Here is a 25,350-nt window from a genome sequence, read left to right as displayed (position 1 = left end):
CGCTGCTCCCACTGAAGTGGGAACAACGAACCGTGTTTTTTGGTTCGTTGTGAGCGCTTGGGCGCTGCTCCCACTGAAGTGGGAACAACGAACCGTGTTTTTTGGTTCGTTGTGAGCGCTTGGGCGCTGCTCCCACTGAAGTGGGAACAACGAACTTTATGAGGTAATGAAATCTTCGGTTCCTATTTGAGCAACTGGAATACCGTTGAGAGTTGCTAACAGTTCATTGGTGTTGGTAATCCTAATTAAAGTTGAACCGCTGCTTTCACTTGTTGTTAGTTGAGCGAAAGTTAAACCGCCCCTTAAGACGATGAAATCGGTGCCATTTTGGAAATCAATAATGGTGTCACTTCCTGCTTTTGGTGCGAGGATAAAACGATCGCTCCCACCCCCTCCTTGCAACACATCATTACCCAAATCACCACTTAACCAATCATCCCCAGTTCCTCCATTCAAAGTATCATTTTCTTGACCACCATAAATGGTGTCGTTACCATCATCACCGATCAGAGAATCTTGTCCTAAATTACCATAAATTAAGTCATCATCTTTGCCACCGTAAATAGTGTCATTTCCTCCATCACCGAACAGAACATCTTTGCCTTGATTGCCATAAATTAAGTCATTATCTTTGCCACCGAAAACAGTGTCATTACCCAAATCTCCACTCAGAACATCCTGTCCTTGATTGCCATAAATTTGGTCGTTTCCTTTGCCTCCATGAACTGTATCATTACCCAAATCTCCAAATAATAAATCTTGACCTTGATTGCCAGAAACTACGTCATCACCTTTGCCACCGTACAATGTATCGTTATCATCACCCCCAGCAATTAAGTCATTGCCCTCATTGCCAGAGATTTGATCGTTGCCACTCAAACCATAAATTGAATCATTACCAGAACTGCCAAATAAGGTGTTATTTCCCGTATCTCCGTAATAGTAATCATTGCCGGAAGTAAATAAATTTCCGCCAGCAGCAACAGACATTACGCGATTTCCTTCTTGCAAGCGAATTAATCCTGCTTTGCCAGAAGCATCGGTAGTAAATATTAATGGTTCACCTCTTGATAAACCATTAATATCTGCAAAAGTTCCTAACATTCCGGTTAAATTACCTTGGGGAGTAAACTGAGCATCTAAACGAACTTCTGGTTCGTTCATTGTCTGTCCTGCGGTAGAGTTTTCAGAATTATCTGTTGCTGCATGATCTTGATGTGCGCCACCCAAATAGGTGAAGATTTTAACTGCTTCTTGACCTTGAGGTACGTTACCAACCGCCATTGTAGTGAGGTTGGCGTGGTAAGTTTGAATGGCTTGACCATTGGGAACATCTGGTCTTTGTAAAACATAACCAGAAGTTACTTTTATTTCACCATTGAAGTCACCATAAGGTTGGAAAGTTTGGGTTAATAATTCAGTGTCATGTGCTGTATCTTTACCATTCAAACTGCCTTTTGTTTCAATGGAACGTCCACTGTAAACTTCTACTAATCCTCGTCCTCCACTACCTTGAGAAACAATGACATCATCAAAGTTGTCTCCGTCAATATCACCAGAAGTTAGGTTAATTGTGCCTGTGAATCCGGTTTCATGATGGAATGGATTAATTCTGGCGATTAAGTGATAGTCTAAACCGCTAAAAATTTCAATTGAAGAATTAGCAGTTCCACCTACACCAACGATGATGTCAGAAAAACCATCGCCGTTAATATCTCCGGCTGCTACTGATGCTTTGGCATTAGGTGTAAATGTTTGGTTGGCGAAGGGAGAGAATTGAGTAAGTAGTAATTCTTGGTTCAGTCCGTCAAATTGGGTAATGCCTTGTTTTTGCCGATCGATCAATGTCTGACCATCAAATACTTTGACGGTGAATTTATTTGTTGTACTATCCACATTAGATTGAATAGTAATAATATCAGTGACGTTATCTGTAACATTTTTGTTCAGATTATCTTTTTGTTTGTAATTAACATCACCAATTGCTAGACCGATCGCACCTGTAAATGCTGCACCATAAGGCGATAAATTAATGCTTTGGTTTAAATTACTCGCCCGATATAAATCCAATTTTCCATTACTTTGTTGACCAGCTAAACCTAACCAAGTACTGTCCGTATTCAAAACCACGCGCACAGGTGCCATCATTCCGGCATCTTCGTGGAACAAAATGTGACAGTGATTCACATAACTAGCGGGAAAATCTTCAAATTGCATCACCACTTTAACTTCCGAAGTTTCCCCATTTACCATAGGTATGCCGTAAGGGTTCTCTGCGTTCGGTGGTTGGCTGGGGTCGTAAGTTGGTGGTAGACCGATCGTATCGCTCAACACACCATCTAGATAAGCACTTTTCAGTTGACTAACTGGAATACCGTTAATTTCTAGAACCGTAAAATCATTTTGGTGAATGTGGAAAGGATGCCATTCCGGCAAAGGAATATCTATTTGAGGAGGAAGATTAGGATCGCTCTGACCAGAGGTATTCTTCATACTCCAAACTTCGGTTGTGCCTATCATTGGCATTGCCAAAGGAACTTGACTCTTCCCAAATTCGGTAGAAAAATATTGTCCGTTAATTCGATATGTTCCCTCGAAAGTAGGAACTTCTAAATCGTCAGGAGTGTTACCTATTGCCAGCGCATTCCCCAGGTTGGCTGACCAAGTAAATGTGCGTTGGCGATCGAAATTTCCGCTTTTTGCAGTTGCAACTTTTTCATCAATTTCTTGGGCTTGTTCAATTAAAGTATTATAAGCTTCTGGAGGCGCACCTTCTGGTACTTCATTTCCCGTCACTTCCACAGTTGCTAATACTTGCGAACCCCAAATCAAGTGACCATCAGCAAATCCATCTTTTCCTTTAATTAAAGCCGAAGTATTATTGCCGATAATTTCTTCAGTTCCATTAGATAGGAAATAATATTTCCCAGGTTTTTCAAACCATTCTTGAATAGTTAATCTTTGTCCGGGAGAAAGAACAGGCAGTTCGCTAATCTTTCTACTATTAGAAGCTACTGCTCCCGCAGCATCTCCATCAATAGCCACCAATGTTACTTCTTGAGGAATTAATTTGTCCCCTTCTTCTTTGAACAGTTGAATAATGTGAAAAGCATTACTGTTCATATTAGTGAAAGCGAACAAATTCCATTCACCAGTTTTTACTTCAATTGTGGGATTATACTGACCATTAACTGTGTGAATTACATTTTCTACAGGTTCAGCTAATGGCCCACCGCCGTATGAGAAAATTCCCGGCGCACCACCTGTAGGTCTTGTTGGATCGTAAGGTATGGGTTTGGCATTGTAACCCATGAAAACTGCATCGGACAATTCATAAACTGGTTGCCCATTTTCTGTCCCCAAAACTTGCAATGGTGTCCCAGCAGGAAGGGCTATTGTTGGGTTTTGATTTAACGGATCGGTTGGGCTTCCTTGCCTGTTTACCTGTTGCACCCCAAAAGTATTAAGTGCCATAAAATGAAATGGCCTTTCTTTGGGATTAAATTTGTCTAAATCCGACAAATTATATGGAGCCGTTATTAATAATTGACCTGCTAAACCTGAAGAAACCTGTTCATTTGTTAATCCGTGTAAATGAGGGTGATACCAATCAGGACCAATAAAATGATTATCAGGAATCTGAATAATTTGATTCCAACTTTCTCCAGGATTGACTGCTTGCAGCACATTATCACCACGTCCCTTTGGTGAAACATGAAGTCCATGAGTGTGGAGATTAGTTACTTGGTCTAAGTTATTTTCTAACCATAGATTTAGCGTGTCTCCTGGTTCTGTAATTAAAAATGGCCCTGGTATTGTGCCGTTATAACCTTTTAATTGTTCGTAGGGAGTATTGCTAGCTTGAGCTTGATTCTTAGCATCAGGGAGCCAAGGAATTTTTCCATCTCCTGATTTAAGAATGCCAAACCCATCAATTTGAACTTGATCAATATTTTCCATTCTTAGGGTAGCGTTTAGTTCTTCCTGCGGCCCCCAACTGGAAATGTAATTACCGGGACGGTCTAATTGCCAATCTCGAAACGGGTCTTTAAAAGGGACTTTTTGATCGGGGTGAGGTAATACCCGTAAATAGTTACTTTGGTCGAATCCTTGGCTCCAGCTTTGAAAGTTTTCTTGACCAATAATATAGGCGCTTTTCAGTTGAGTTGTTGTCATGATTGTTCTATGCCTTAGAAAATTCTAAGTTGTAATTTTTACCTTTATGTTGAAAAATACTTGTTTTTAGCAACCATATTTTTCTTTGTCAATCTTGGCATGGTTTTTATAGCGATCGTCAAGTGGCAACAATACTTAAATCAAATTGCCAAAATACTTTATTATTAATTAATTTAGATTGATTAAATTTGATAAATTTAATTATTTTTTTATAAAGATTGATTTAATGTTCTTAAGTTGTGTAATTAAAATTTCAAATACCGAAAATTTTATGTTTAATTTATACTTTATTGTTGTATATTAATTAACTCAAGTTGCTAATAGTAATGGGTAGTAAGTAGTATGAATCCCACTACCCACTACCTACTACCTATTACCTATTACCAAAAGAAGTTTCTGCGCTCATAAAAGTGGAACCGTCCAAAACCGAGAAACTGACCATGTACTTTTTCTCCCGGCGGAAAAGCCGTCACCCCAAACAAATAAACTCCTCCGAAACAAGGATTACGCACAGGCTCAAGAGCAATAGTTACAGTTTTTCCCGGAGCAATAGGGGGATCAAAAGCGATCGCAATAGAACGAGTTTTTTCATCTGTTGTCACTTCTTGAATTGGCAAATCTTCCCCTTTTTTACGCCGAACTCCTACAAAAGCACGACTTTCTTTCAAGCGAAAATCTACGTCCTCTCCTCCTTCCTGTTGGTTAATCACCACTCGTTGCAAGGGCTCTCCGGCATTTTCCGGTAGGTTAACTGTAAAGTAATATGTTGCTGACCATACACAAGCATCGTTAAAAGTGGTAGTTGCTGCTAATAAACTGGGAGGCTGAACAAAATAAACTGTACCATCTGCTAGTTGTACTGCCTCTCCCTGTTGCCAGCCAGCTAAAATACCTACTGTGGCTGCTAATGTTGCCCAGAGAATTCGAGAAGTTTTCATGAGTTTTTATTAAGATTTGAAAAGAAATTTTGCTATCCCGTAATTTAAAAAACTCTGGCAATTATTAACTAATTTTAATCAAAATAACTGCAACAAACCGCAAAGATATTTCATATTTTTAACAAGAAAAATTAGTTAAACTAAAAGTAATGCAAAAGCAGGTGGAATTATATGTCTTCAATCTCTAGTCTTCAGTTAAAGCGACCAGGATGGCAAACTGTAGTTATTTTTACCTTAACCTTTTGGCTCAGTACTAGCCTGGTTTTGGACTTGGTAATTATGCCTGGTTTGTATGCTTCGGGAATGATGTCCCAAAGTGGTTTTGCCACAGCAGGTTATTTAATTTTCTGGATTTTTAACCGCATTGAATTGTTGTGTGCAGCTTTAGTATTGACGGGTGTGTTAGTTCTCAAACGCACGCAAAATACTTTAGTGAGTCAGAGCCGCAATGCAATTGGTTTAGCAATGATACTTCTAACTATTGGTCTGATTTTCACTTATGTCTTAACACCACAGATGAGTGCTTTGGGGTTAAATCTAGAAGTTTTCGATCCAGTTGCTTCTGTCCCTGCTAGTATGGGTTTGTTACATGAAACTTACTGGATTTTGGAAGTAATTAAGTTAATCGCTGGTGGCACGCTTTTGAGTTTCTTTTACCGAGAAAAGTAATTGGTGATGCTCCAGTTAATTGTCGAGGATTTAGATAATTTAATTGGGGGTGGATCGTCAGATCTACCCCTAATTTTATAAAATCTATTCAGCGTCTTCAGTTATGGCAGGATTTGACAAAAGTAGGCGGACAGCCATGATGGCAAAACCGATCGCAGCGATCGCTTTTACCCAATGTACAGGTAACAATTGTGCTGCACCTTCGCCAGCAATTACGCCTAGAAAACTTGTGAGTAGTAACGCTCCAGCTGTACCCAAAAACACTGCACGGGGAAATTTTGTACTTCCACTCAGAGCGATCGCCGCGAGTTGGCTTTTGTCTCCTAATTCTGACAAAAACACAGTAATAAAACTTAGTCCTAAAAGATGCCAGTCAATCATAGCGATTTTAGATTTTAGATTTTGGATGAAAGGATTTTTAAATTTGGGATTTGGGAATTCTTAATCAATCCCCAGTCCTGTAGGACAGGCATCTTGCCTGTCATTCCCAGTCCCCAATTATCTTGCTTGTCATTCCCAGTCCCCAATTTAAGAATGGAAAATTTCCCAAACTAACTGCATAGTAATTACTAGCATACTTACGCCAGCGGCTTTATTTAAAATTTGCGGAGATACCTTAGTTGCTAACCACCTACCCAGTAAAACTCCCAGCAAACTTGTTGCTATTAACGCTGAAGATGCGCCAGCAAAAACTAACCAAGGAGACTGAGATTCTGCACTCATCAGCAAAGTAGCTACTTGAGTTTTATCTCCCATTTCTGACAAGAAGATAGTTACAAAAGTAGAAGCAAAAACTGCTAATGCTCCTTTGCTGACATTCTGGCTTGGCTGTTGTGTCGGTTTCGCCAGTTTCACGGAATCAGTGGTTAAGAGCGTTGACTCCATGACAGTTAACTGTGCATCCCTAGTCTGATTAACTGACTCAGGCGCAGACAAAGTTGGCGGTGCAGAAGATAGTTTCACAGGCAATTGTAAAGTACTAGGTGGTTTTCATATTTCTTTCATTTTATCCCCAAGAGGGCATTTTGATGTAATTTTTACTGCTGTTGTTCGGGAGTTTTTCCACTCATGCGATCGAACACCAGCCGCGATAGCGTCGGAAATAGCTCCCAGTCGTTAAAATAACCTTCATTTGCTCCCAAAATCGCCACAATATAAATTGGGCCATCTTCCTCCCGACTTCTGACAAAAGCTACCTCATGACGACCTGTTTCCGTCGAACCTGCTTTAGAAGCAAAATCGACATCAGCGGGTAATCCTTGCCCCAAAAAGCCCCGAACTGGGTTAAATCCACCAAATCTGGCGGTATTTTCCCGCCAAGCTGACAATCGTAAATCTCTTGCCAAGAACTGCACCATTTTGGCACTTGCTTCTGGGGAAACTGCTTTTCCCGTAACAATTTCATACATTAATCTAGCGGCGTGTTCGCTGGAAATTTGATTTCTTAACTCTTTAGGATCGTTCCACATTTGCTGATCTCTACCCTCTGGTTCTTTATGGCGCAAATAACTAATCGGGTAGGTTTTTTGATGGAGCGCAATCCCTTCGTATCCAGCTTGGCTGAAAAACTCACTAATTTTGCGGCGTTTTCTCGCCCAGTTATCATACTTTTCGCCCCGCAATATGTAACCAGAGTCAGTACTAGTGACAGCATCAACTAATCGACTAGCAGCATCGTTAGAAGACTGTTGAATCATCCGATTCAAATCAGCACCATAAACAGGTTCATTGGGCAAAATCCCTTGGTGCATTTCTGCAAAAACATTGACCATCCAAAACATTTTGACCACACTTGCGGGATACAGAAGGTTTTTTTGTTGAAATCCTGCTGTTTCTCCGGTTTTCACATTAATTAAGGTGATAGATAGCGGTTGTGTGGGTAATCTTTTGGATTGAATTAACTGCACCATTTCATCAACAATTCCTTGTAATTGTTGACTTGGTTTTAAGTTAGCAGGAGTCGTGACGTTATAAACTAATTGAGTTTCTTTTAAACTATGATTTATCGGTGTTGGCAGTGCGATCGCATTAGTTCTCGGAGGAATATCTGGTGGTAGCAAAGGTGTCGTAGGTAGCTGCTTTAACAGTTCTGTATTCTCTTGAGCAAATGTGCTTGTACTCCGATTAAATAACTGCACAACTGAAGAAATAACGGAGATAATAATCCACAAAACTGTCACTGCTGCTAAGAACAGCGCCGCTAATCTTAACTGATAAGATTTCCTCCAGCCTTTGCGAGTTCTCCGCTTTCTCAGATAACTTGTGTTTTCTAAATCTCGATCTTTCGAGGAACGTCTTCTTCTTCTAGGTGTGACTTTTTCTAAAGGCAAAAGCGAAAAATCACCAGCTTTCATCCGAGACTGAGTTTGATTTCCCTGCTCAAACCTGCCAACTTGTCGTTGAGGTTTGCTGTTCTCCGGTTTGAGTCCGGTAATCGCAGGTTTTGGGCTGAATGAAATGACATTTTGTTGGAGTTTGCTGTTCTCCTGCCTAAGCCGTTGAATGTATTCATTCGCACGCTTGAGTTTATCTTCCAGATCAGCTAGCTGTTGATAAGGGCTTTGCGATCTTTGTTGCACGAGCCACTCCTATAAAACACCTAAGTTTACCTCATCGAAAGAATACATCAATTGACACTCTCTCCGTCAAGCTTACGCTGTGACGGGAGATTCTTCCTTCACAGAACGATGCCTCACAAAAGCAGTGCCTTTGCTTGGTCTGACTCGTTCTCCAGAAGCTACCGAGGTATGCCCTACCTCTAACATTCGTAAACCTTCATCTCTGATATTTTTAGCAGCGTTGATGTCACGGTCATGCAAAGTTCCACATTTCGGACACTGCCAACTTCTAATATCTAAAGGTAATTCACCGATTTGATGTAAACAGTGATTGCAGGTTTTGGAACTGGGGAAGAACCGATCTACTTCTATGTAAACTTTTCCATCCCATTCCGCTTTATATTTAAGCATGGTGCAGAATTGCCCCCATCCTAAATCAGCTATGGACTGTAGGGGCGGGTTTTGATTTTTAAGTCTCTTGTTTTGGCTGAAATTTTTTTGGCTAAACCCGCCCCTACTATGATTTTGCACCATGTTTTTCACTGCCAGATTTTCTACCACCAGGACTTGATTTTCGTCTACTAATTTACGACTTAGTTTGTGGAGAAAATCCTCTCGACATCTAGTAATTTTTTGGTGGACTTTAGCTACCTTTCTTCTAGCTTTATTACGGTTGTTTGAACCTTTCCGTTTTTTTGCCTTACGTCTTTGGTACTTAGCTAATTTTTTCTCGTGTTTGCGGTAATACTTAGGATTACCATGCTTCGTCCCATCGGAAGTAATAGCAAAGTGAGTGATACCTAGATCGATGCCAATTGCTTTTCCTTCTTTTGTGGCAACTGGCTTATCTTTACCATCTTCATAGAGACAACTAGCGAAGAATTGACCGCTTGCCGTCATAGAGACAGTAATCGCTCGCAGTTCACCGAAGGGAACTCGCGACAGTTTGCAGTAAATTTTTCCTAGCTTGGGTAAGCTAATCTGATTTCCATCTAGTTTAATATGCTGTGGAAATCTTATACTTTGCTTACCATGTTTCTTCTTGAAACTTGGATAATTCCCTCTTTTTTCAAAGAAGTTCAGAAAAGCACTAGACAGGTCTAAAGCTACTTGTTGCAAGACTTGAGATGGTGGTTCTGTCAGCCACTCATGCTCTTTTTTGAGTTGCGGTAAAAGGTTAATCATTTGTGCTTTACTCAACCCTTTACCAGTAGCTTTGTAAGTAGTGGTGGTTAAGTTTAAGGCATAATTGTAGAACCAACGGCAACAACCGAAAGACTTGATTAACAAGACTTTTTGCTCGGTTGTTGGGTAGATTCGGTACTTAAATGCCTTTAACATTATGTGAGAGAAAAGTTAATTTCCTAAATCTTACTATACAAATAGTAGAATAGTAAAGTCTTATGATATCGTTTTGTATGGATTTGCGTTCGCTCAATCTGAGTTGTTGGTCGCAATTCATCTCACCGTCTCTCCTTCGTTTTAACGGGAGATGAATTGCGACATTTAGATAAAATGATAAGCTAAAATTCAACTTTTTGATTAAACTGTTGCATTTCCGGGCTATCAGTGCCGTAAATGTCTGTTATATGCTCTTGACAACATTCAATGGCAAAATCGTTGAGTTCTTCTGCTGCTATGCCGAACATATCCTGAAATGTTGCTGGCTCGACGCGGCAAAATCGCGGACGATTTGAGTAGATGCGACATTCGCGGGTAGTGCGATCGAAATTTATACACCATCCCTCTTCCCCTACCATGCCAAGATACTGCTCTAGCTCTTCTGGGGTAAGATACTCTTCTAAGTCGGGACGCTCAGATGGTTCTAGATAACAGCAAGCACCACATCCTTTGACGCAACACCAAGTCGCCATGATTTTCCCAAATTCCTTTGTGTCAATGCTTTTAGAGTCTAGCAACTATTGAATCTAGATCCCCCTAGATCCCCGACTTCTTCAAGAAGTCGGGGATCTGAGCGCTTCATCTTTGTTTATAGTTTTTTATAGTTTTGTTAAGTTGCTTAAAAGAAGTGGACTGTAGACAGGTAATATAAGAGACGGATTTTAATGTAGCGATTCAAGCCTATCTGGGTTAGTTCGGGAGGAGAAATGGGATCGGTTATTAATTCTGTTACCAGTGTTGTTACCAGCATTAACTGGGAAGTGATTGCTCAGCTGACTCTGGTAGCTTTAATTATGCTTGCTGGACCAGCCGTGATTGTAGTACTAGCTTCTCGCAACGGCAATCTGTAAAAGCTTCTGCGAGTTCAGTCCTTAACAATTAACAAGGGGGGGAGTTAATCCCCCCTTTAATTTTTTGGGCTATAAACCAGGTTCGTTGTGAGCACTGAGCGTGCTTTTATTTTCGGAATGTACGACTAAAGTCGCTACAACAAACCAGGTTCGTTGTGAGCACTGAGCGTGCTTTTATTTTCGGAATGTACGACTAAAGTCGCTACAACAAACCAGGTTCGTTGTGAGCACTGAGCGTGCTTTTATTTTCGGAATGTACGACTAAAGTCGCTACAACAAACCAGGTTCGTTGTGAGCACTGAGCGTGCTTTTATTTTCGGAATGTACGACTAAAGTCGCTACAACAAACCAGGTTCGTTGTGAGCACTGAGCGTGCTTTTATTTTCGGAATGTGCGACTAAAGTCGCTACAACAAACCAGGTTCGTTGTGAGCACTGAGCGTGCTTTTATTTTCGGAATGTACGACTAAAGTCGCTACAACAAACCAGGTTCGTTGTGAGCACTGAGCGTGCTTTTATTTTCGGAATGTACGACTAAAGTCGCTACAACAAACCAGGTTCGTTGTGAGCACTGAGCGTGCTTTTATTTTCGGAATGTGCGACTAAAGTCGCTACAACAAACCAGGTTCGTTGTGAGCACTGAGCGTGCTTTTATTTTCGGAATGTGCGACTAAAGTCGCTACAACAAACAATTATGATAATTTATTTGGCTTTTTCTAAGGCTATTTGTGCAGATTCTACTAAAGTCGAGAAAGGTGGTTGAAAAATGTTTACTTCTACTGCGTCTTCACGAGTTATACCTAACAAACCTGTGGTTTTTCCTAAAGGAACGGCTAAAACTTTGCCTTCAGCATTTCTAATTCTTAATTCGGTTAAGGAATCATTGGGATATAATCCGCAAGTGTAACGTTTTTGATTGTGATAAAACTCTGCTTTCAAGGGAAGATTTTCTGCGGTGAAGGTTTGCCAAGATAATGGTTTTGCTTGTCTGACACCTAATAATTCTAATTCTACCGTTTTGCTGCCGTTAAAATTGTTTTCTCTGAGTCTATAGGCTATATCAATCCTGGTGGGTAGGGGAAAATAGTCGCGCCAACGCCATGCGATCGCTTTTATTTTATCCGGTGAGCTAAACTGAGAAATTGTTAACTTCAAATGACCTTTCCCAACTATTTGTTGTTCCACAATTCGTACATCAGACATCCAAAAAACTGGTGCTGAATTCTCAATGCCACAAGGTTGTAAAGCCTGAATTTGTTGATATAATTCTAAATTAATATCCGTAATTTCTGCTTTGGCATCAATTTTTAATAAAGGTTTGAGGTGTTCTGGTTGAAGTAATTTATGAGCAAATTTACTCAGCCTGCGCTGAAATTCTACTAGGTTTTTTGCAGGTAAAGAAAAGCCGCCTGCTGCTTTATGTCCGCCAAATTTCCCTAGTAAATCTTCACAAGATAACAAGGCTTCAAAAACATCAAATTCGGGAATCCCCCTAGCTGAACCGCGAATGCGTTCTTCATCTTCCTCTTCGTAAGTACCAATAAAAACCGGAACTCCGTAGCGTTCAACTAACCGAGAAGCGACGATTCCAATTACGCCATGATGCCAGTTTGGTTGGACAACAACTAAAACTCGTTCTTGTTGTAAATCGATTTGACTTTGTTCGCACCAGGCGATCGCCTCTTGCTCAATCTCTTCACAAAGTTGCTGACGCTTTTGATTTATTTGTTCGCACTGCATAGCTCTTTCTAAAGCTACACCCATATTATCAGTAGTTAACAGTTCAATAACGATTTGTGGATCGGAAATTCTGCCAATTGCATTAATTCTTGGCCCAAGTCGAAAGCCGATATCCTCTGGATTTAGGGAGTTTTGAGTTGCAGATTTTGAATTACGGCTACCTTCTACTCCAGAAATTTGAATTAATGCTTGTACTCCGGCTAATTGAGAGTAGGGTAAGAGTTGTAATCCGCGTTTTACCCAACGGCGATTGACTCCGGTTAAAGGTGCTAAATCGGCAATTGTTCCCAATGTGAATAACTCTAACATTGGTTTGACTAAACCTTTAGCAAGCCCAAGTCTTTGGGCTAAACAAACTGCTACAATATAAGCAACTCCTACGCCAGCAATTCCTCGATAAGGTGACGTTTCTCTAATTAATTTTGGATTAAGAATTGCATTAGCTGGTGGTAATTTGGGTGGGATATCGTGGTGATCGGTAACGATGATTTGTAAACCTAATTCTCTGGCTCTTTGAATTGGTTCAAATGCGGCAATGCCGTTATCTACTGTTAAAATTAATTGTACGCCTTCTCTATGAAATTCTTCAATAATTCGGCAATTTATTCCATATCCTTCAGTCATGCGACTGGGGATGGCATAATCGACATCAGCACCTAAAGTACGGAGCGATCGCAACAACAAAGCCGTACTAGTCATGCCATCAGCATCGTAATCTCCACAAATGGCAATTTTGCCTTGGGAAGCGATCGCATTTTCTAACAATTCTAAACTAATTCCCAAGTCAGGAAATTCATCGATAGGCTCAGGCAAAAATTGCGTTTCTGGCTCTAAAAATTCTCTGACTTGGGTTGGTGTTTCCATTCCTCTATTAATTAGTACTTGCGCTAATAAAGGAGAAACAGGGAACTTTTCGGCTATTTCTTTAACTTGTTGCGGTCTTTCTGGGTAAAATTCCCAACGTTGCAAAGGTAATCGATACATTAGGTGTTTAAAAAACCAATACTTGACCCGGACTTTCTGTGTCGTAAATTGCGCGATCGTCTTCTTGAGCAAAATTACCAGGTTGTAAGTCTAAAAGCACTGTTTGAGAATTCGGTTTGTTGACTTTTCCTAATAATGCTTGCTCGCCTGTGGGACTCCAATATAAAACTGAAAGACCATACTCTTTGTTCCGCAGTTTAAAGCGAAGTTTCCGCCTTTCTTTCGGCTGCATAGTAATTTGGTCAGTATAAGATGGAATTTCCATACTAATCGGATTTGCAGTTTGATTGCTTACCTGCAAGGTAATAAAATCATCTTGTTTTAGCGTTTTCCCAGTCTTGACAAATTTTGGCCCTGCTATAGTTTCCGTTGTGATGATAATACCAGCTAGAACTAAGCAAGTTGTTCCTAAAATTCTTAGTAATTTCTTATACATAATTTCACCTACTTAGGTGCTTTTGTTTTTGGCAAAAGGTGATTCTGCAAGCGAAAGTATTATCTCATCAAAAAAGGGAACAGGGAAGAGGGAACAACCAACTGTTTTGCCAAATTACCGCCTTCTCTAAAGAATAATTACTCGACCATCATCGCGGATGTAGAGTGCGCGATCGCCCGGAAGTCCCCCTGGTGCTATCTCCACTCGTAGCGTATTGGCATTAGGTTTAGAAAGTCTTGCTCTTAATAAATAAGGTACAGCATTCCAAGATAATGAAGAAAGATTTGGTTCTGTTGCTGCTTGTCTGGCAAACCTAACTTGTTCTCCCGGACGTAAAAAAAGCACAGGAGTTCTTGGTACATTTTGTAATTCAACAATGAAGCCTGTACGATTAACTACTTCATAATTAATCCATTGTCCGGGTGTAAAACCAATGGGCGGTGGTGGACAACTTCGACCTGCACAAGTTCCTCCCAATGTTACGGTAGAAGGCAGAAGGGAGAAGGTCAGAAAGGCAATAGTTTTAGTAATTAATAATTTCGGTTTCATATTTCACTTTAACTCTATCAACATTTCCACAACGCTAGGACGAAAACCACACTCTGAGAATAACTTTCTCGCAGGTTCATTAATTGCAGCAGTATCGAGGCGAATTTGTGTTATTCCCATCTTTTGAAATTGCTCAATTGTTTGGGTTACTAACTGTCGCGCCACACCACTACGACGATATTCTGGTTCTACCCAAAGATCCTGAATAAAGGCAAATTCTTTGAGTCGATAAATGGGTATTTCTTGCTCGATCGTAGCGACTATAAATCCGGCTAATTGCGCTTTGGTTTGGTCTTCTGCTACTAAAAAGACTGCGCGATCGCTTTTCACCAGTTTACTCAACCACCAATCATAACGTTGAGCCGGGTTAGGCAAAAACCCGTACTTCGCCTCATCCCAAGTTTCATGCAAAGCACAAATTTTGCCCACCATCGGCAAAACCGCTGGAACATCCGATTGTTTCGCAGGGCGAATCAGCATGGAAAGCCCATCAATTACCTACTACGCCAGTTTAGCCGATTCAGGACTAACCAGTTATCACCCCAGCAGCGGGAATGGTGCGTTACTAACGCACCCTACAGATAGATATTTAATGCGCTTATATACCTAATTAACCTTTTTTAGTCAAGATTTACTTTACATCTTGTAATAATCTGTTATATTAGTTTACATAAGGAAACAAACAAGAGGAACTATAAATCATGACTATCCTGATTGCTTTATTTATCGTTGGTTGGTTAGCTGCTTCTGTAATTGGTACTCAAGCTTATTTTCGTGGCGAACAGTCTAAACCCATTCACGATCGCAACTGGCGTTCTGAGTCTTTTGAAAAGTTAGCTGAGTCCGTCACTGGAACTCAAATTAATTACAACGAGCGCGTTCCTGCTTACAGCATGGATGCTTATGCCAGCAATAATTTACCTAGTTAATTAAAGTATGTTGTTGCGCTTTAGCGCTCTTATCCCAAAAGTAATAAGAGCGCTGAAGCGCAACAACGTACATAATCTTAATTTTCACCCCAGGAAAGCAACTGGGGTTTTTTGTTGGCAAGTATTTATCGTTACAAATATATTTTACATAAAGCCAATCCTTGTGATAGAAACTACACCCTTACTCCAGTTAGAAGTTGAATTATTTTAGGTTAGTTATTTTGTTGAATAAGAACACTATTTATTAGTAAAGGTGGTAATTTTATGAAGCTTCACCTATCAGGTTTACCCAGATATCCCAAAAATCAAATGGTATCTTTCCTTGGAGGTATGGGAAAGATAATTAATTATTACCCTGAACCTAATAGTTGGCAATATGCTGTACAAATGGAGTTGGGGCCAGAACCAGATTTTGGCAGAATTGGTTATGAAACAACAATTTTGCTAAATGAATCAGAAATTGATGCTGTGTTGAATTAATGGCCGTTTAGTGAGGGACCATAATCATCAAAATCAAAGTAAAACTACTAGCTAAAGAAATAAGGTATTTTTTTGGATCTCTCACTAAAGAAAGAGCTAAATCAAACAATCAAATAAACAACCAGTCCAGACAATAGGCAGATTTTTTCTCCAGCTTAAATACCACTTGTAGCTGCCGAAACTACTTCCTTTGAAAGAGTATATGGCAATTTCAGTTTTCTAGACTGAGTTTAGTAAAGAATAAATTGTTTAAATGGGAAAAACATCATGGATAACCAACAAGAGAAGCAGATAGAACAACCTGTAAGTGTAGACTGGCATTCTAAAGAAGAACCCAGAGCAAAGGAAAAAAACTTAACAGCTAATCCGGGCGATCGCATCTCTGACGAACCTCAATCCATTGAAGAAAAAGCGAAACAAGTTGCTGTTGATTCGCCTGATATTACTGGGGATCATATTACAGTTCCGACTTACTTTATTGTCGAAGACTCCGATGGTAACAAAGAAGCACTCCACCACGTAAAAGATGCAGAAGAAATCTCCGATGTAATCAGACAAGCGAGAGTTGACGAAAACGGAAATCGAGTTTGGTGGTAACAGTTTTCGAGTCCTCACTATTTAAGTAAGTGAGGACTTTTTTCCGAATTAAATATTCAAAATTTATTCTTCATATCACGATCAGGTTAATTAGACATAATGTAGAGACGTTATATATAACGTCTCTACAAGGTTTTGTGTTAGGATAATATGTCTAAATAAGCGGACATATTATCACAATTAACCTAATCTAAGAGAAGACGTTTAGCACAGACTTAACTCCGGTTTTAATAGTATTTCCGGTGTCTTGCAAAGTAGAACTTATCGGATGCCGATCGCGTAAGAAAACTCGATCACAATTACGCCCTGGTATTCGCGAAATTGCTCCCCCTGGATGAGTTCCTGCACCTGTTAAAAACAATCCTTCGATCGGTGTTTTGTAATTAGCGATTTCTTTCCACCAATACTTTTACTGTTGTTGTAAAACCACTATCCAATATTTGATGTCCGTAACCAATTACTTTACCCAAGTTTTTACTTTTTTGGTTTTGGACATAATCTCCAATATTAAACATAATCCTAATCGTCCCCAATCATAATTAAATTGTCACTTGTTGGTAAAGAAGGATTGACATGATAAACAGGATTAATCCTCATCAATCCTAAAATTAATCCTGACTATCATGTAAATCCATAAATCCTGATTGTGTTTTTTATTCCAAGCGACGCAGCAATACTAGCGATCGCCCAACCACAGGCACAGCTTGGTTGCCAGTGTAAATTTTTTCTTCCCGAATAAAGCGCGGTTCCTTAGTATCAATTACCAAAGACCAATCACACTTATCTAGCCCAAAAACAGTAGGTAAATTAAACTCAATTGTTTCAGAGTGAGCATTAAAAAACATCAGGAAACTATCATCTCTAATGTGCTCACCTCTAGGACTAGGACAGGCAAGTTGATCGCCATCTAGAAAAACTGCGATCGCCTTAGCGTAACCAATATTCCACTGTTCATCTGTCATCTCAGTGCCATCAGGATTGAACCAAGCAATATCACTAACACCCTTGCCGTGAATAGGACGACCTTGGAACCATTTGCGCCGCCGAAATACGGGATGTTGACGACGGAAATAAATTAATTCACGGGTAAAATTGACCAGTTCTTCATTGTCTTGATTTAAATTCCAATCAAACCAAGAAAGCTCATTATCTTGGCAATAAGTATTATTATTACCCTTCTGCGTCCGCCCCATTTCATCCCCACCTAGCAGCATAGGGACACCTTGAGACAGCATCAAAGTTGCTAGGAAATTTCTTCTTAATCGTTCCCGTAAATCCAAAATTTCTGGGTCATCAGTTTCGCCTTCAACACCACAATTCCAAGAACGATTGTGTTCATCACCATCACAATTGTTTTCCCCGTTTGCTTCGTTATGTTTCTCTTCGTAACTAACTAAATCATTCAGGGTAAAACCATCATGGGCAGTGACAAAGTTGATACTAGCATTTGGTCGTCTTCCATTCAACGAATATAGATCTGGACTACCAGTAAAACAGTAAGCAAATTCCCCTAAAGTCTCCTTTTCACCCCGCCAAAAATCGCGCACAGTATCGCGATATCTGCCATTCCATTCAGACCAAAGAACAGGGAATTGACCTACTTGATAACCACCTTCTCCTAAATCCCAAGGTTCAGCAATTAATTTCACATCTGCTAACACCGGATCTTGGTGAATAATATCGAAGAAAGCTGATAAACTATTAACTTCAAATAACTCCCTTGCCAAAGCCGCTGCTAAGTCAAATCGGAAGCCATCAACGTGCATTTCTGTCACCCAATAACGTAGGCTATCCATGATTAACTTTAAGACTTGCGGATGACCAACATAAAGAGAATTTCCGCAGCCTGTAAAGTCCATGTACAAACGCTTATCATCGTCTATCAACCGATAGTAAACAGTGTTATCAATGCCTCGTAAAGACAAGCTTGGACCTAAATGATTTCCCTCACCAGTATGGTTATAAACCACATCTAAAATAACTTCAATTCCCGCCCGATGTAGCGCTTTCACCATCTTCTTAAATTCGGTTACTTGCTGTCCCAAAGTACCACTAGCACTGTAACCAGAAAAGGGAGCAAAGTAATTAATTGAATCATAGCCCCAATAGTTAGTTAACCCTTTATCTGTGAGATATCCCGGTAGGGCTATAAAGTGATGCACTGGCATTAATTCCAGGGCTGTAATTCCTAGCTGTTGCAAATGTTGAATGGCGGCTGGATGGGCAATTCCGGCATAAGTTCCCCGCAGTTCTTCGGGAATATCTGGATGTAATTTGGTAAAACCTTTGACGTGAGTTTCATAGATAACAGTTTCGTGCCAAGGAGTTCTTAATAATTGATCTCCTTCCCAATCAAAAGACTGGTCTACTACTACAGATTTTGGCACTAAATGAGCATCATCTAACTCAGAAAAAACTAAATCTTTCTCTGCCTCTTCCGTTTCCCAAGAATAACCAAATATTTCCGCACCATTACCCCGAAGTAAGCCATCAATTGCTTTGGCATAAGGGTCAATTAACAATTTGTTAGCATTAAAACGATGACCCTCTTGCGGTTTCCAGGGGCCATGTACGCGAAATCCGTAACGTTGTCCGGGGCCAATTCCTGGCAAATAACCATGCCAAACAAAGTTGTTAAGTTCTGTTAGTTTAATGCGCGTTTCTTTGTCGTTGCGATCGAACAAACAAAGCTCAACAGCTGTAGCGTTTTCGCTAAACAACGCAAAGTTTGTTCCTTTGCCATCCCAATATGAGCCTAAAGGATAAACATTTCCAGGCCAAAGTGCTACGTACATAGATTATCCTAAATCAATGCTAATGGTTTTTCTGAACTTTTTTGAGAAAATAGTTTTGTAGCTTTTTGAAGCTAATTGAAAAACAAACTTTTACTTACAATTTGCTGACTTTGCTGTTGAGTGCATGACTTTTGATAAACGATCTGCTGATTAGTTTTCCCTATTGCTTACACAATGTAAAGAAATATATCGGTTCCTACCATCTGTCACAAGAGGTAAATTTTTGTAAAGTTACTTTTTTCAAATAGGAATAGTTACCTGGAAAAGTCAGAATCATGCTTTCCAGGTAAGCTATATTGAGTTGGTTAAATCATGGGATAGACAATAGTGAAGGTAATCTTTTTTTATGTCTAAAAAAATCTCCCTAAAGATAGGTTCTTCAGGGAAATTAAGTTTGTGATTACTGATACAATTGGCTAAGTTGACTTTGGGAAAAGCTCTACTTTGTTTTACACAAAAGCATTTTCTGTTACAGAATTTTCTGGGAGATCGGTTTTTAATTTAAAAAACAGGATTCCCAAAGGTGGTAAGTGAATGTTGAGTGAGAAAGCGCGATCGTGACAGGGAATTTCTTCTGCTGTAACACCGCCAAAATTACCCACACCGCTACCACCATAATCCCCCGAATCGCTGTTGAGTAACTCTTGCCAAAAACCATTATTCGGCACACCTAAACGGTAATTGTAGCGAGGTACAGGAGTAAAGTTTGCCACTACTAAAATAATTTCATCGGTTGATTTTGATTTACGAATCAAACTCATTACGCTTTGTTGTGAATCATTACAATCAATCCACTCAAAACCTTCCCAACTAAAATCTAGTTCATGCAAAGCTTTTTCTTGGCGATAAATGTGATTTAAATCTGTTACCCACCTTTGCAAACCTGCGTGCATTGGGTAATCTAAAAGATGCCAATCTAAACTTCTGTCATGACTCCATTCTTGCCACTGTCCAAACTCTCCGCCCATGAACAAAAGTTTTTTGGCAGCTTGGGCATACATATAGCCAAATAACACCCGTAAATTAGCAAATTTCTGCCAATAATCTCCCGGCATTTTGCCAATTAAAGAACCTTTACCATGCACAACTTCGTCGTGAGAAAGTGGTAAAACAAAGTTCTCATTAAAAGCATAAAGCATTCGGAAAGTTAGCAGGTTATGATGATGTTTTCTAGCAATGGGATCGAGGGACATATACTTTAAAGTATCGTGCATCCAACCCATGTCCCACTTTAAACCAAAACCTAATCCACCATCATAAATTGGACGCGAAACTTTTGCCCAAGCGGTTGATTCTTCGGCAATAGTTTGGACATCGGGGAAGTGTTGATAAACTGCTTGGTTGAATTGTTTTAAAAAGTCGATCGCTTCTAGATTATCTCTCCCACCATATTTATTAGCAACCCATTCTCCATGTTTGCGAGAATAATCCAAATAAAGCATCGATGCAACAGCATCTACCCGCAGTCCATCAATATGACATTTATCCAACCAAAAGAAGGCACTACTAATTAAAAAACTGCTGATTTCACGCCGCCCATAATTAAAAATGCTACTCTGCCAATCAGGGTGAAAACCTTGTCTAGGATCGGCGTGTTCGTAAAGGTGAGTACCATCAAAATAATTCAATCCATGTAGATCTGTAGGGAAATGAGAAGGCACCCAATCTAATATTACGCCAATACCTTCTTGATGCAAATGATCGATCAAATACATGAAATCTTGGGGAGTTCCGTAGCGACTAGTCGGGGCAAAATATCCAGTAGTTTGATATCCCCAAGAAGCATAAAAAGGATGTTCTGTTATTGGCATTAATTCCACATGAGTAAAGCCCAAACGCTTCACATATTCCGCCAATTTAGTAGCAATTTCCCGGTAAGTTAAAAAGCGATTTCCCTCTTCCGGTATCCGCATCCACGAACCTAAATGTACTTCGTAAATCGAAATTGGCGCATCAAAAGAATTAGCTTTGGCGCGAGTTTCCATCCATTCGCGATCGTGCCAAGGATACTCAGTATCCCAAACAATTGATGCAGTTCTTGGGGGAACTTCTTGATGGGAATTAAAGGGATCGGCTTTATCTACTGCATAGCCATTGTAACGGTGAATAATGCGATATTTGTAGAGGCTACCTTTAGTCATTCCGGGAATAAAACCTTCCCAAATTCCTGATTGTCCTCTTAAAGTGAGAGAAAAACCTTCATCACTCCAATCATTGAAATCACCCTTAACAAATACCTGTCCGGCGTTAGGTGCCCAAACTGCAAAATAAGTGCCTTCTACACCATTAACAACTAATGGATGAGAACCCAGTTTTTCATATAAATGATAGTGGGTTCCTTCATTGAACAAATAAATATCATGGTCAGTAATTAAACTGACATGATCCAAGGTAGTTTCCTGTTGATTGTGGTTGAGTGTTAGTTGAATCATGGTTAATTAGTAGTGAATTAAGTTCGTTGTAGCGACTTTAGTCGTACATTCCTAAAGAAAACGACTAAAGTCGATACAACAAACCATTGATTAGGTTCGTTGTAGCGACTTTAGTCGTACATTCCTAAAGAAAACGACTAAAGTCGATACAACAAACCATTGATTAGGTTCGTTGTAGCGACTTTAGTCGTACATTCCTAAAGAAAACGACTAAAGTCGATACAACAAACCATTGATTAGGTTCGTTGTAGCGACTTTAGTCGTACATTCCTAAAGAAAACGACTAAAGTCGATACAACAAACCAGCTTTAAACTCATCACTAAAATTGCAGCAATCTTTGTAAAGAAATTCCTACCCAATTTGGTCGATTTTTCAGTTCATAACTTAAGTCGTAGATCAATTTTTCCAACAAGTAAGCATCTAAAAGTACTTGCAATTCGGCTTTAGTTTTTGGTAAGAAAGAATCCTGACTAGCAATTTTCAAATAACTATTTAAGAAAGTTGCACTCACCCAGCGATACCAAAATTCAGCCCATTGTTGCATTAAAGGAAGATTTTCAGAACTAATTGTGCCGTTTTCCACTTCATTATGAAGGGCTTGAATAGCGGCATAATTGAAAGATTGCAACATTCCGGCTACGTCTCGTAAAGGCGATCGCTTCATCCGCCTTTCACTTAAACTCCGCCCAGGTTCTCCTTCAAAATCAATGATAATGAAGTCCTTACCAGTGTAAAGCAATTGTCCTAAGTGATAATCTCCGTGATAACGAGTTCTCTTGGCTGTGATTTTTTGATTGAGAACTAATTGATAGCGTCCAAAAAATTCTTCTTGGCGGTTAATCACAGCTTTGGCTAATTGTTGTGTCTCAGGTGATAAGGTTTTTAGCTGCTTTTTCAAGTCCAGTAAAACCTGTCCTGTGAGGTTACGCGCATACTGGTAAATTGAACGTTGGTAGAAAGAAGAAAAAGGTTCCGGCGCAAAATTTGGATCTTCAGCATTAGCGGCTAAAGCAATGTGTAAGTCGGCGGTAACTTCACCGATTAAACTAGCGCTTGCTAGATAAGAACCGATTGTTTGCTGTGCTAATTCTGGGAGATCTTCCGGTTGTAAATCTAACAGCGATCTAGATGGTATTGTCGCCAATGAAAGTTCATTTTGTTGAACTGTAATCCGTTCAAAATAGTCGCGCAAACTATCAAGTGTATAATCCCAAGTATTCCTCGCATCTGAGATAAAGTCTTGCAACAATCCTACAGTTTGAATACCTTTACCATTGCGGTATTCTAATGCACCTGCAATGCGGGCAAAGTGTTGCAAAGTTTTTTGTTCGCTGAGGAAACGCCGGATTTCTAAATCTGGATTAATACCTTCTTCAATTTGATGATAAATCTTTAACATCAGGCGATTTTGTAAGGCAGATCCGCTTTTTGTTGGATCGCTGTAAATAGCACAAGTGTTTTTCTGTTCTCCCTTCATTAAAACGGGATCTAAAGGGGTAATTTCTGCGGGGAAGATATCAGTAGTAGAGGCAATTAATTCTCCTGCCATTCCTTTGTAAGAACGATTATTGGCGATCGCATCTAACATTGTATTTAGGAAGTTACTATCTGCGATCGCATCAAACAAAATCCCCGCTTCCTCTTTCCCGTCTTCTTGCAAACGGGCGACTATATTTTGGGGCATTTCTTCCTCAATTTCTCTAGCTTCTTCTCCTTCCCTGTAAGCTAAAGGCAACAGATAAGTATCTGGTTCTCCTTGAATAAAATCCACCTTTAACCAAACAATCTGCGCTGATAAATCTTTGTAAATTACAGGAATAGTTTCTGTAATTTGTGTTGATTGTATCGTGCGATTTTTACCATTAAACCAGCGACAACTGTACAAATAATCGGAGAGGATTAACTCTAAAGTATTTTTCAAATCCCGTTGGGAAAAGATGTTTTGCCACTTGCCACTAACTGCCAAAGTTGTTAAATTTTTCTGCCGTTTTGGTAAGGGAATTAAGCTTGGTTCCAGTTTCAGGCTAAACCAGTAAAAAGCGTAAGGGGCAATACTCAGAAAATAGGGAGAATTGCCTATTTGGGGAAACTGAGTTCTACCAAAAATTTCTACAGGAACCATGCCTTCAAATGGCGATAAATCCAATTCTACAGTTTGCACAAACCGAGACAAATTCGCCACTACTAAAATATGTTCATCTTCATAAGTGCGGGTGAAAGCCAACACTTTGCGATTTTCAGGATGGAGTAATTCAAAGCTACCTTTACCTAATGCTTGCAGATGTTTTCTTGTAGAAATTAGGCGTTTCATTGCATACCACAAAGAATTCGGATTTGCCCTTAGTGCTTCTACATTCACTGTGGCATAGTGATATTCTGAATCAACATTCACTGGTAAATAAAGTTTATGAGCACTTGCCCGACTAAACCCAGCATTTCTGTCGGCGTTCCATTGCATTGGTGTACGAACACCGTTGCGATCGCCCACAAAAACATTATCCCCCATGCCAATTTCATCACCATAATAAAGCACAGGAGTTCCTGGAAGAGATAGCAACAAACTATTCAATAATTCAATCTGACGACGGTCATTTCCTAATAGTGGCGCTAACCTCCGACGAATTCCCAAATTTACTCTCATTTCCGGGTCTTGGGCATAAACCCGATACATATAATCCCGGTCTTCATCTGTTACCATTTCCAAGGTCAATTCGTCATGATTTCGCAGGAATAACGCCCATTGACAATTATTTGGAATTGTCGGAGTTTGTTGTAAAATATCTGAAATTGGAAAGCTATCTTCCATCCTTAATGACATAAACAAACGCGGCATTAAGGGGAAATGAAAATTCATGTGGCACTCATCGCCATATCCATAATATTGTGCTGCATCTTCGGGCCATTGATTAGCCTCAGCAAGCAGCATTCGATTCGGGAATTTCTCATCTACATGGCGACGAAGTTGTTTTAAAAACTCATGAGTTTCTGGGAGGTTTTCGCAATTCGTTCCTTCTCGTTCGTAGAGGTAAGGAACCGCATCCATCCGCAGTCCATCTACACCCATTGCCAACCAGAAATCTAATACTTCAAACACTGCTTGTTGCACTGCTGGATTATCATAATTTAAGTCGGGTTGATGGGAGTAAAACCGATGCCAATAGTAAGCTTGGGCAAGTGAATCCCAAGTCCAATTAGAAGTTTCAAAGTCTTGGAAAATAATCCTTGCTTCTTTATATTTTTCTGGGGTGTCACTCCAGACGTAAAAATCTCTTTCTTTACTACCTTTGGGTGCTCTACGGGCTCTTTGAAACCAAGGATGTTGATCGGAAGTGTGATTAATGATTAACTCGATAATTACCCGAATGCCTCTTTGATGGGCAGCTGCTAAAAACTCTTGAAAATCTGCTAGGTTGCCATAGATAGGATTGACATTTGTATAATCAGCAATGTCGTAACCATCATCCCTCAATGGTGAAGGAAAAAATGGCAAGATCCATAATGCTGTAACTCCTAAATCTTGCAGATAATCTAGTTTTTCGGTCAACCCCCGAAAGTCACCAATTCCATCACCGTTGCTATCGGCAAAAGCACGCACTGGTACTTCATAGATGATGGCATTTTTGAACCAAAGGGGGTCATTATTCAACATTGAGTTTTGCATTGCCAGATTTCTAAGTAAAAGTTTTCGCCAATAATAAAGTATGTATTGTTGCTAACACCTTTTCTTAAATTATTTAACCAAAACTAGTAGCTTTAGGCATCTGGCTAGAGTTAGAAAGCCTGCTGTGGCTTTTTAAAGATGAATTCTTAGACAA

The 25,350-nt window shown here is 39.8% G+C and carries 21 protein-coding genes and 1 pseudogene; 6 read left to right on the top strand and 16 right to left on the bottom strand.

Annotated features, from left to right (window positions below; genetic code table 11):
• Positions 1 to 156: 156 nt before the first annotated feature.
• Positions 157 to 4,176 (bottom strand): multicopper oxidase domain-containing protein, encoded by a 4,020-nt coding sequence (locus tag ACE1CI_RS13275; protein WP_413264269.1) that lies wholly within the window; start codon positions 4,174 to 4,176, stop codon positions 157 to 159.
• Positions 4,177 to 4,556: 380 nt separating this feature from the next.
• A complete protein-coding gene (locus tag ACE1CI_RS13270) occupies positions 4,557 to 5,114 on the bottom strand; it encodes a DUF2808 domain-containing protein (RefSeq protein WP_413264270.1) in 558 nt (185 codons plus the stop codon).
• A 171-nt stretch (positions 5,115 to 5,285) separates the two neighbouring features.
• Between ACE1CI_RS13270 and ACE1CI_RS13265 the strand changes: the two genes are divergently transcribed.
• Complete coding sequence (locus ACE1CI_RS13265; protein ID WP_413264271.1) at positions 5,286 to 5,783, top strand: hypothetical protein; 498 nt, start codon at positions 5,286 to 5,288, stop codon at positions 5,781 to 5,783.
• Positions 5,784 to 5,867: 84 nt separating this feature from the next.
• Here ACE1CI_RS13265 and ACE1CI_RS13260 read toward each other — a convergent pair whose 3' ends face one another.
• The 5 genes from ACE1CI_RS13260 to ACE1CI_RS13240 form a co-directional block, all read right to left on the bottom strand.
• The gene (locus tag ACE1CI_RS13260; RefSeq protein WP_413264306.1) at positions 5,868 to 6,161 is read right to left on the bottom strand and encodes a TMEM165/GDT1 family protein; all 294 of its coding nucleotides are present in this window, start codon (positions 6,159 to 6,161) and stop codon (positions 5,868 to 5,870) included.
• Between the two features lie 150 nt (positions 6,162 to 6,311).
• A complete protein-coding gene (locus ACE1CI_RS13255) occupies positions 6,312 to 6,746 on the bottom strand; it encodes a TMEM165/GDT1 family protein (RefSeq protein WP_413264272.1) in 435 nt (144 codons plus the stop codon).
• Positions 6,747 to 6,820: 74 nt separating this feature from the next.
• Positions 6,821 to 8,362 (bottom strand): serine hydrolase, encoded by a 1,542-nt coding sequence (locus ACE1CI_RS13250; protein ID WP_413264273.1) that lies wholly within the window; start codon positions 8,360 to 8,362, stop codon positions 6,821 to 6,823.
• A 72-nt stretch (positions 8,363 to 8,434) separates the two neighbouring features.
• Positions 8,435 to 9,682, bottom strand: a complete 1,248-nt coding sequence (locus tag ACE1CI_RS13245; RefSeq protein ID WP_413264274.1) for an RNA-guided endonuclease InsQ/TnpB family protein — start codon at positions 9,680 to 9,682, stop codon at positions 8,435 to 8,437.
• 182 nt (positions 9,683 to 9,864) lie between these two features.
• Positions 9,865 to 10,215 carry a YkgJ family cysteine cluster protein gene (locus ACE1CI_RS13240; RefSeq protein WP_413264275.1) on the bottom strand — a complete coding sequence of 117 codons (351 nt, stop codon included), beginning with the start codon at positions 10,213 to 10,215 and terminating at the stop codon, positions 9,865 to 9,867.
• Positions 10,216 to 10,449: 234 nt separating this feature from the next.
• Here ACE1CI_RS13240 and psb30 point away from each other — a divergent pair, with 234 nt between their 5' ends.
• Entirely contained in the window at positions 10,450 to 10,593 is a 144-nt protein-coding gene (psb30, locus tag ACE1CI_RS13235) for a photosystem II reaction center protein Ycf12/Psb30 (RefSeq protein ID WP_413264276.1), read from the top strand.
• Positions 10,594 to 11,294: 701 nt separating this feature from the next.
• Here the strand turns inward: psb30 and recJ are convergent.
• From recJ to ACE1CI_RS13215, 4 genes are all read right to left on the bottom strand, one after another.
• Positions 11,295 to 13,316 (bottom strand): single-stranded-DNA-specific exonuclease RecJ, encoded by a 2,022-nt coding sequence (recJ, locus tag ACE1CI_RS13230; RefSeq protein WP_413264277.1) that lies wholly within the window; start codon positions 13,314 to 13,316, stop codon positions 11,295 to 11,297.
• A 7-nt stretch (positions 13,317 to 13,323) separates the two neighbouring features.
• A complete protein-coding gene (locus tag ACE1CI_RS13225) occupies positions 13,324 to 13,752 on the bottom strand; it encodes a hypothetical protein (protein WP_413264278.1) in 429 nt (142 codons plus the stop codon).
• Positions 13,753 to 13,878: 126 nt separating this feature from the next.
• Positions 13,879 to 14,301: a hypothetical protein gene (locus tag ACE1CI_RS13220; protein ID WP_413264279.1), complete on the bottom strand. Its 423-nt coding sequence runs from the start codon at positions 14,299 to 14,301 to the stop codon at positions 13,879 to 13,881.
• A gap of 3 nt (positions 14,302 to 14,304) precedes the next feature.
• Positions 14,305 to 14,781 (bottom strand): GNAT family N-acetyltransferase, encoded by a 477-nt coding sequence (locus ACE1CI_RS13215; RefSeq protein WP_413264280.1) that lies wholly within the window; start codon positions 14,779 to 14,781, stop codon positions 14,305 to 14,307.
• Here ACE1CI_RS13215 and ACE1CI_RS13210 point away from each other — a divergent pair.
• The 4 genes from ACE1CI_RS13210 to ACE1CI_RS13195 all read left to right on the top strand — a co-directional run bounded on the left by ACE1CI_RS13210 (position 14,780) and on the right by ACE1CI_RS13195 (position 16,307).
• Positions 14,780 to 14,911, top strand: coding sequence for a hypothetical protein (locus tag ACE1CI_RS13210; RefSeq protein ID WP_413264281.1), 132 nt, complete (start codon positions 14,780 to 14,782; stop codon positions 14,909 to 14,911). The two genes, ACE1CI_RS13215 and ACE1CI_RS13210, sit on opposite strands and share 2 nt — an antisense overlap.
• A gap of 91 nt (positions 14,912 to 15,002) precedes the next feature.
• The gene (locus ACE1CI_RS13205; RefSeq protein WP_413264282.1) at positions 15,003 to 15,230 is read left to right on the top strand and encodes a photosystem II protein, Psb35-related; all 228 of its coding nucleotides are present in this window, start codon (positions 15,003 to 15,005) and stop codon (positions 15,228 to 15,230) included.
• 264 nt (positions 15,231 to 15,494) lie between these two features.
• Positions 15,495 to 15,710, top strand: a complete 216-nt coding sequence (locus ACE1CI_RS13200) for a hypothetical protein (RefSeq protein WP_413264283.1) — start codon at positions 15,495 to 15,497, stop codon at positions 15,708 to 15,710.
• 267 nt (positions 15,711 to 15,977) lie between these two features.
• A complete protein-coding gene (locus tag ACE1CI_RS13195; RefSeq protein ID WP_413264284.1) occupies positions 15,978 to 16,307 on the top strand; it encodes a hypothetical protein in 330 nt (109 codons plus the stop codon).
• A 190-nt stretch (positions 16,308 to 16,497) separates the two neighbouring features.
• Here ACE1CI_RS13195 and ACE1CI_RS13190 read toward each other — a convergent pair.
• From ACE1CI_RS13190 to treS, 5 genes and pseudogenes are all read right to left on the bottom strand, one after another.
• Positions 16,498 to 16,701, bottom strand: a pseudogene (locus ACE1CI_RS13190) (NAD(P)/FAD-dependent oxidoreductase); the annotation flags it as partial.
• Entirely contained in the window at positions 16,691 to 16,822 is a 132-nt protein-coding gene (locus ACE1CI_RS13185) for a hypothetical protein (protein ID WP_413264285.1), read from the bottom strand. The pseudogene ACE1CI_RS13190 and the gene ACE1CI_RS13185, both read right to left, overlap by 11 nt.
• A 138-nt stretch (positions 16,823 to 16,960) precedes the next feature.
• Positions 16,961 to 19,102, bottom strand: a complete 2,142-nt coding sequence (gene glgX / locus ACE1CI_RS13180) for a glycogen debranching protein GlgX (RefSeq protein ID WP_413264286.1) — start codon at positions 19,100 to 19,102, stop codon at positions 16,961 to 16,963.
• 449 nt (positions 19,103 to 19,551) lie between these two features.
• Positions 19,552 to 21,534: a 1,4-alpha-glucan branching protein GlgB gene (gene glgB / locus ACE1CI_RS13175; RefSeq protein ID WP_413264287.1), complete on the bottom strand. Its 1,983-nt coding sequence runs from the start codon at positions 21,532 to 21,534 to the stop codon at positions 19,552 to 19,554.
• Positions 21,535 to 21,854: 320 nt separating this feature from the next.
• Entirely contained in the window at positions 21,855 to 25,196 is a 3,342-nt protein-coding gene (gene treS, locus ACE1CI_RS13170; protein ID WP_413264288.1) for a maltose alpha-D-glucosyltransferase, read from the bottom strand.
• Between the last annotated feature and the right edge of the window lie 154 nt (positions 25,197 to 25,350).

It is taken from the genome of Floridaenema flaviceps BLCC-F50, assembly GCF_041929275.2.
Lineage (GTDB): Bacteria > Cyanobacteriota > Cyanobacteriia > Cyanobacteriales > Aerosakkonemataceae > Floridanema > Floridanema flaviceps.
Note: the sequence above shows the minus strand (reverse complement) of the source record. Positions and strands in the feature narration are given on the sequence as shown.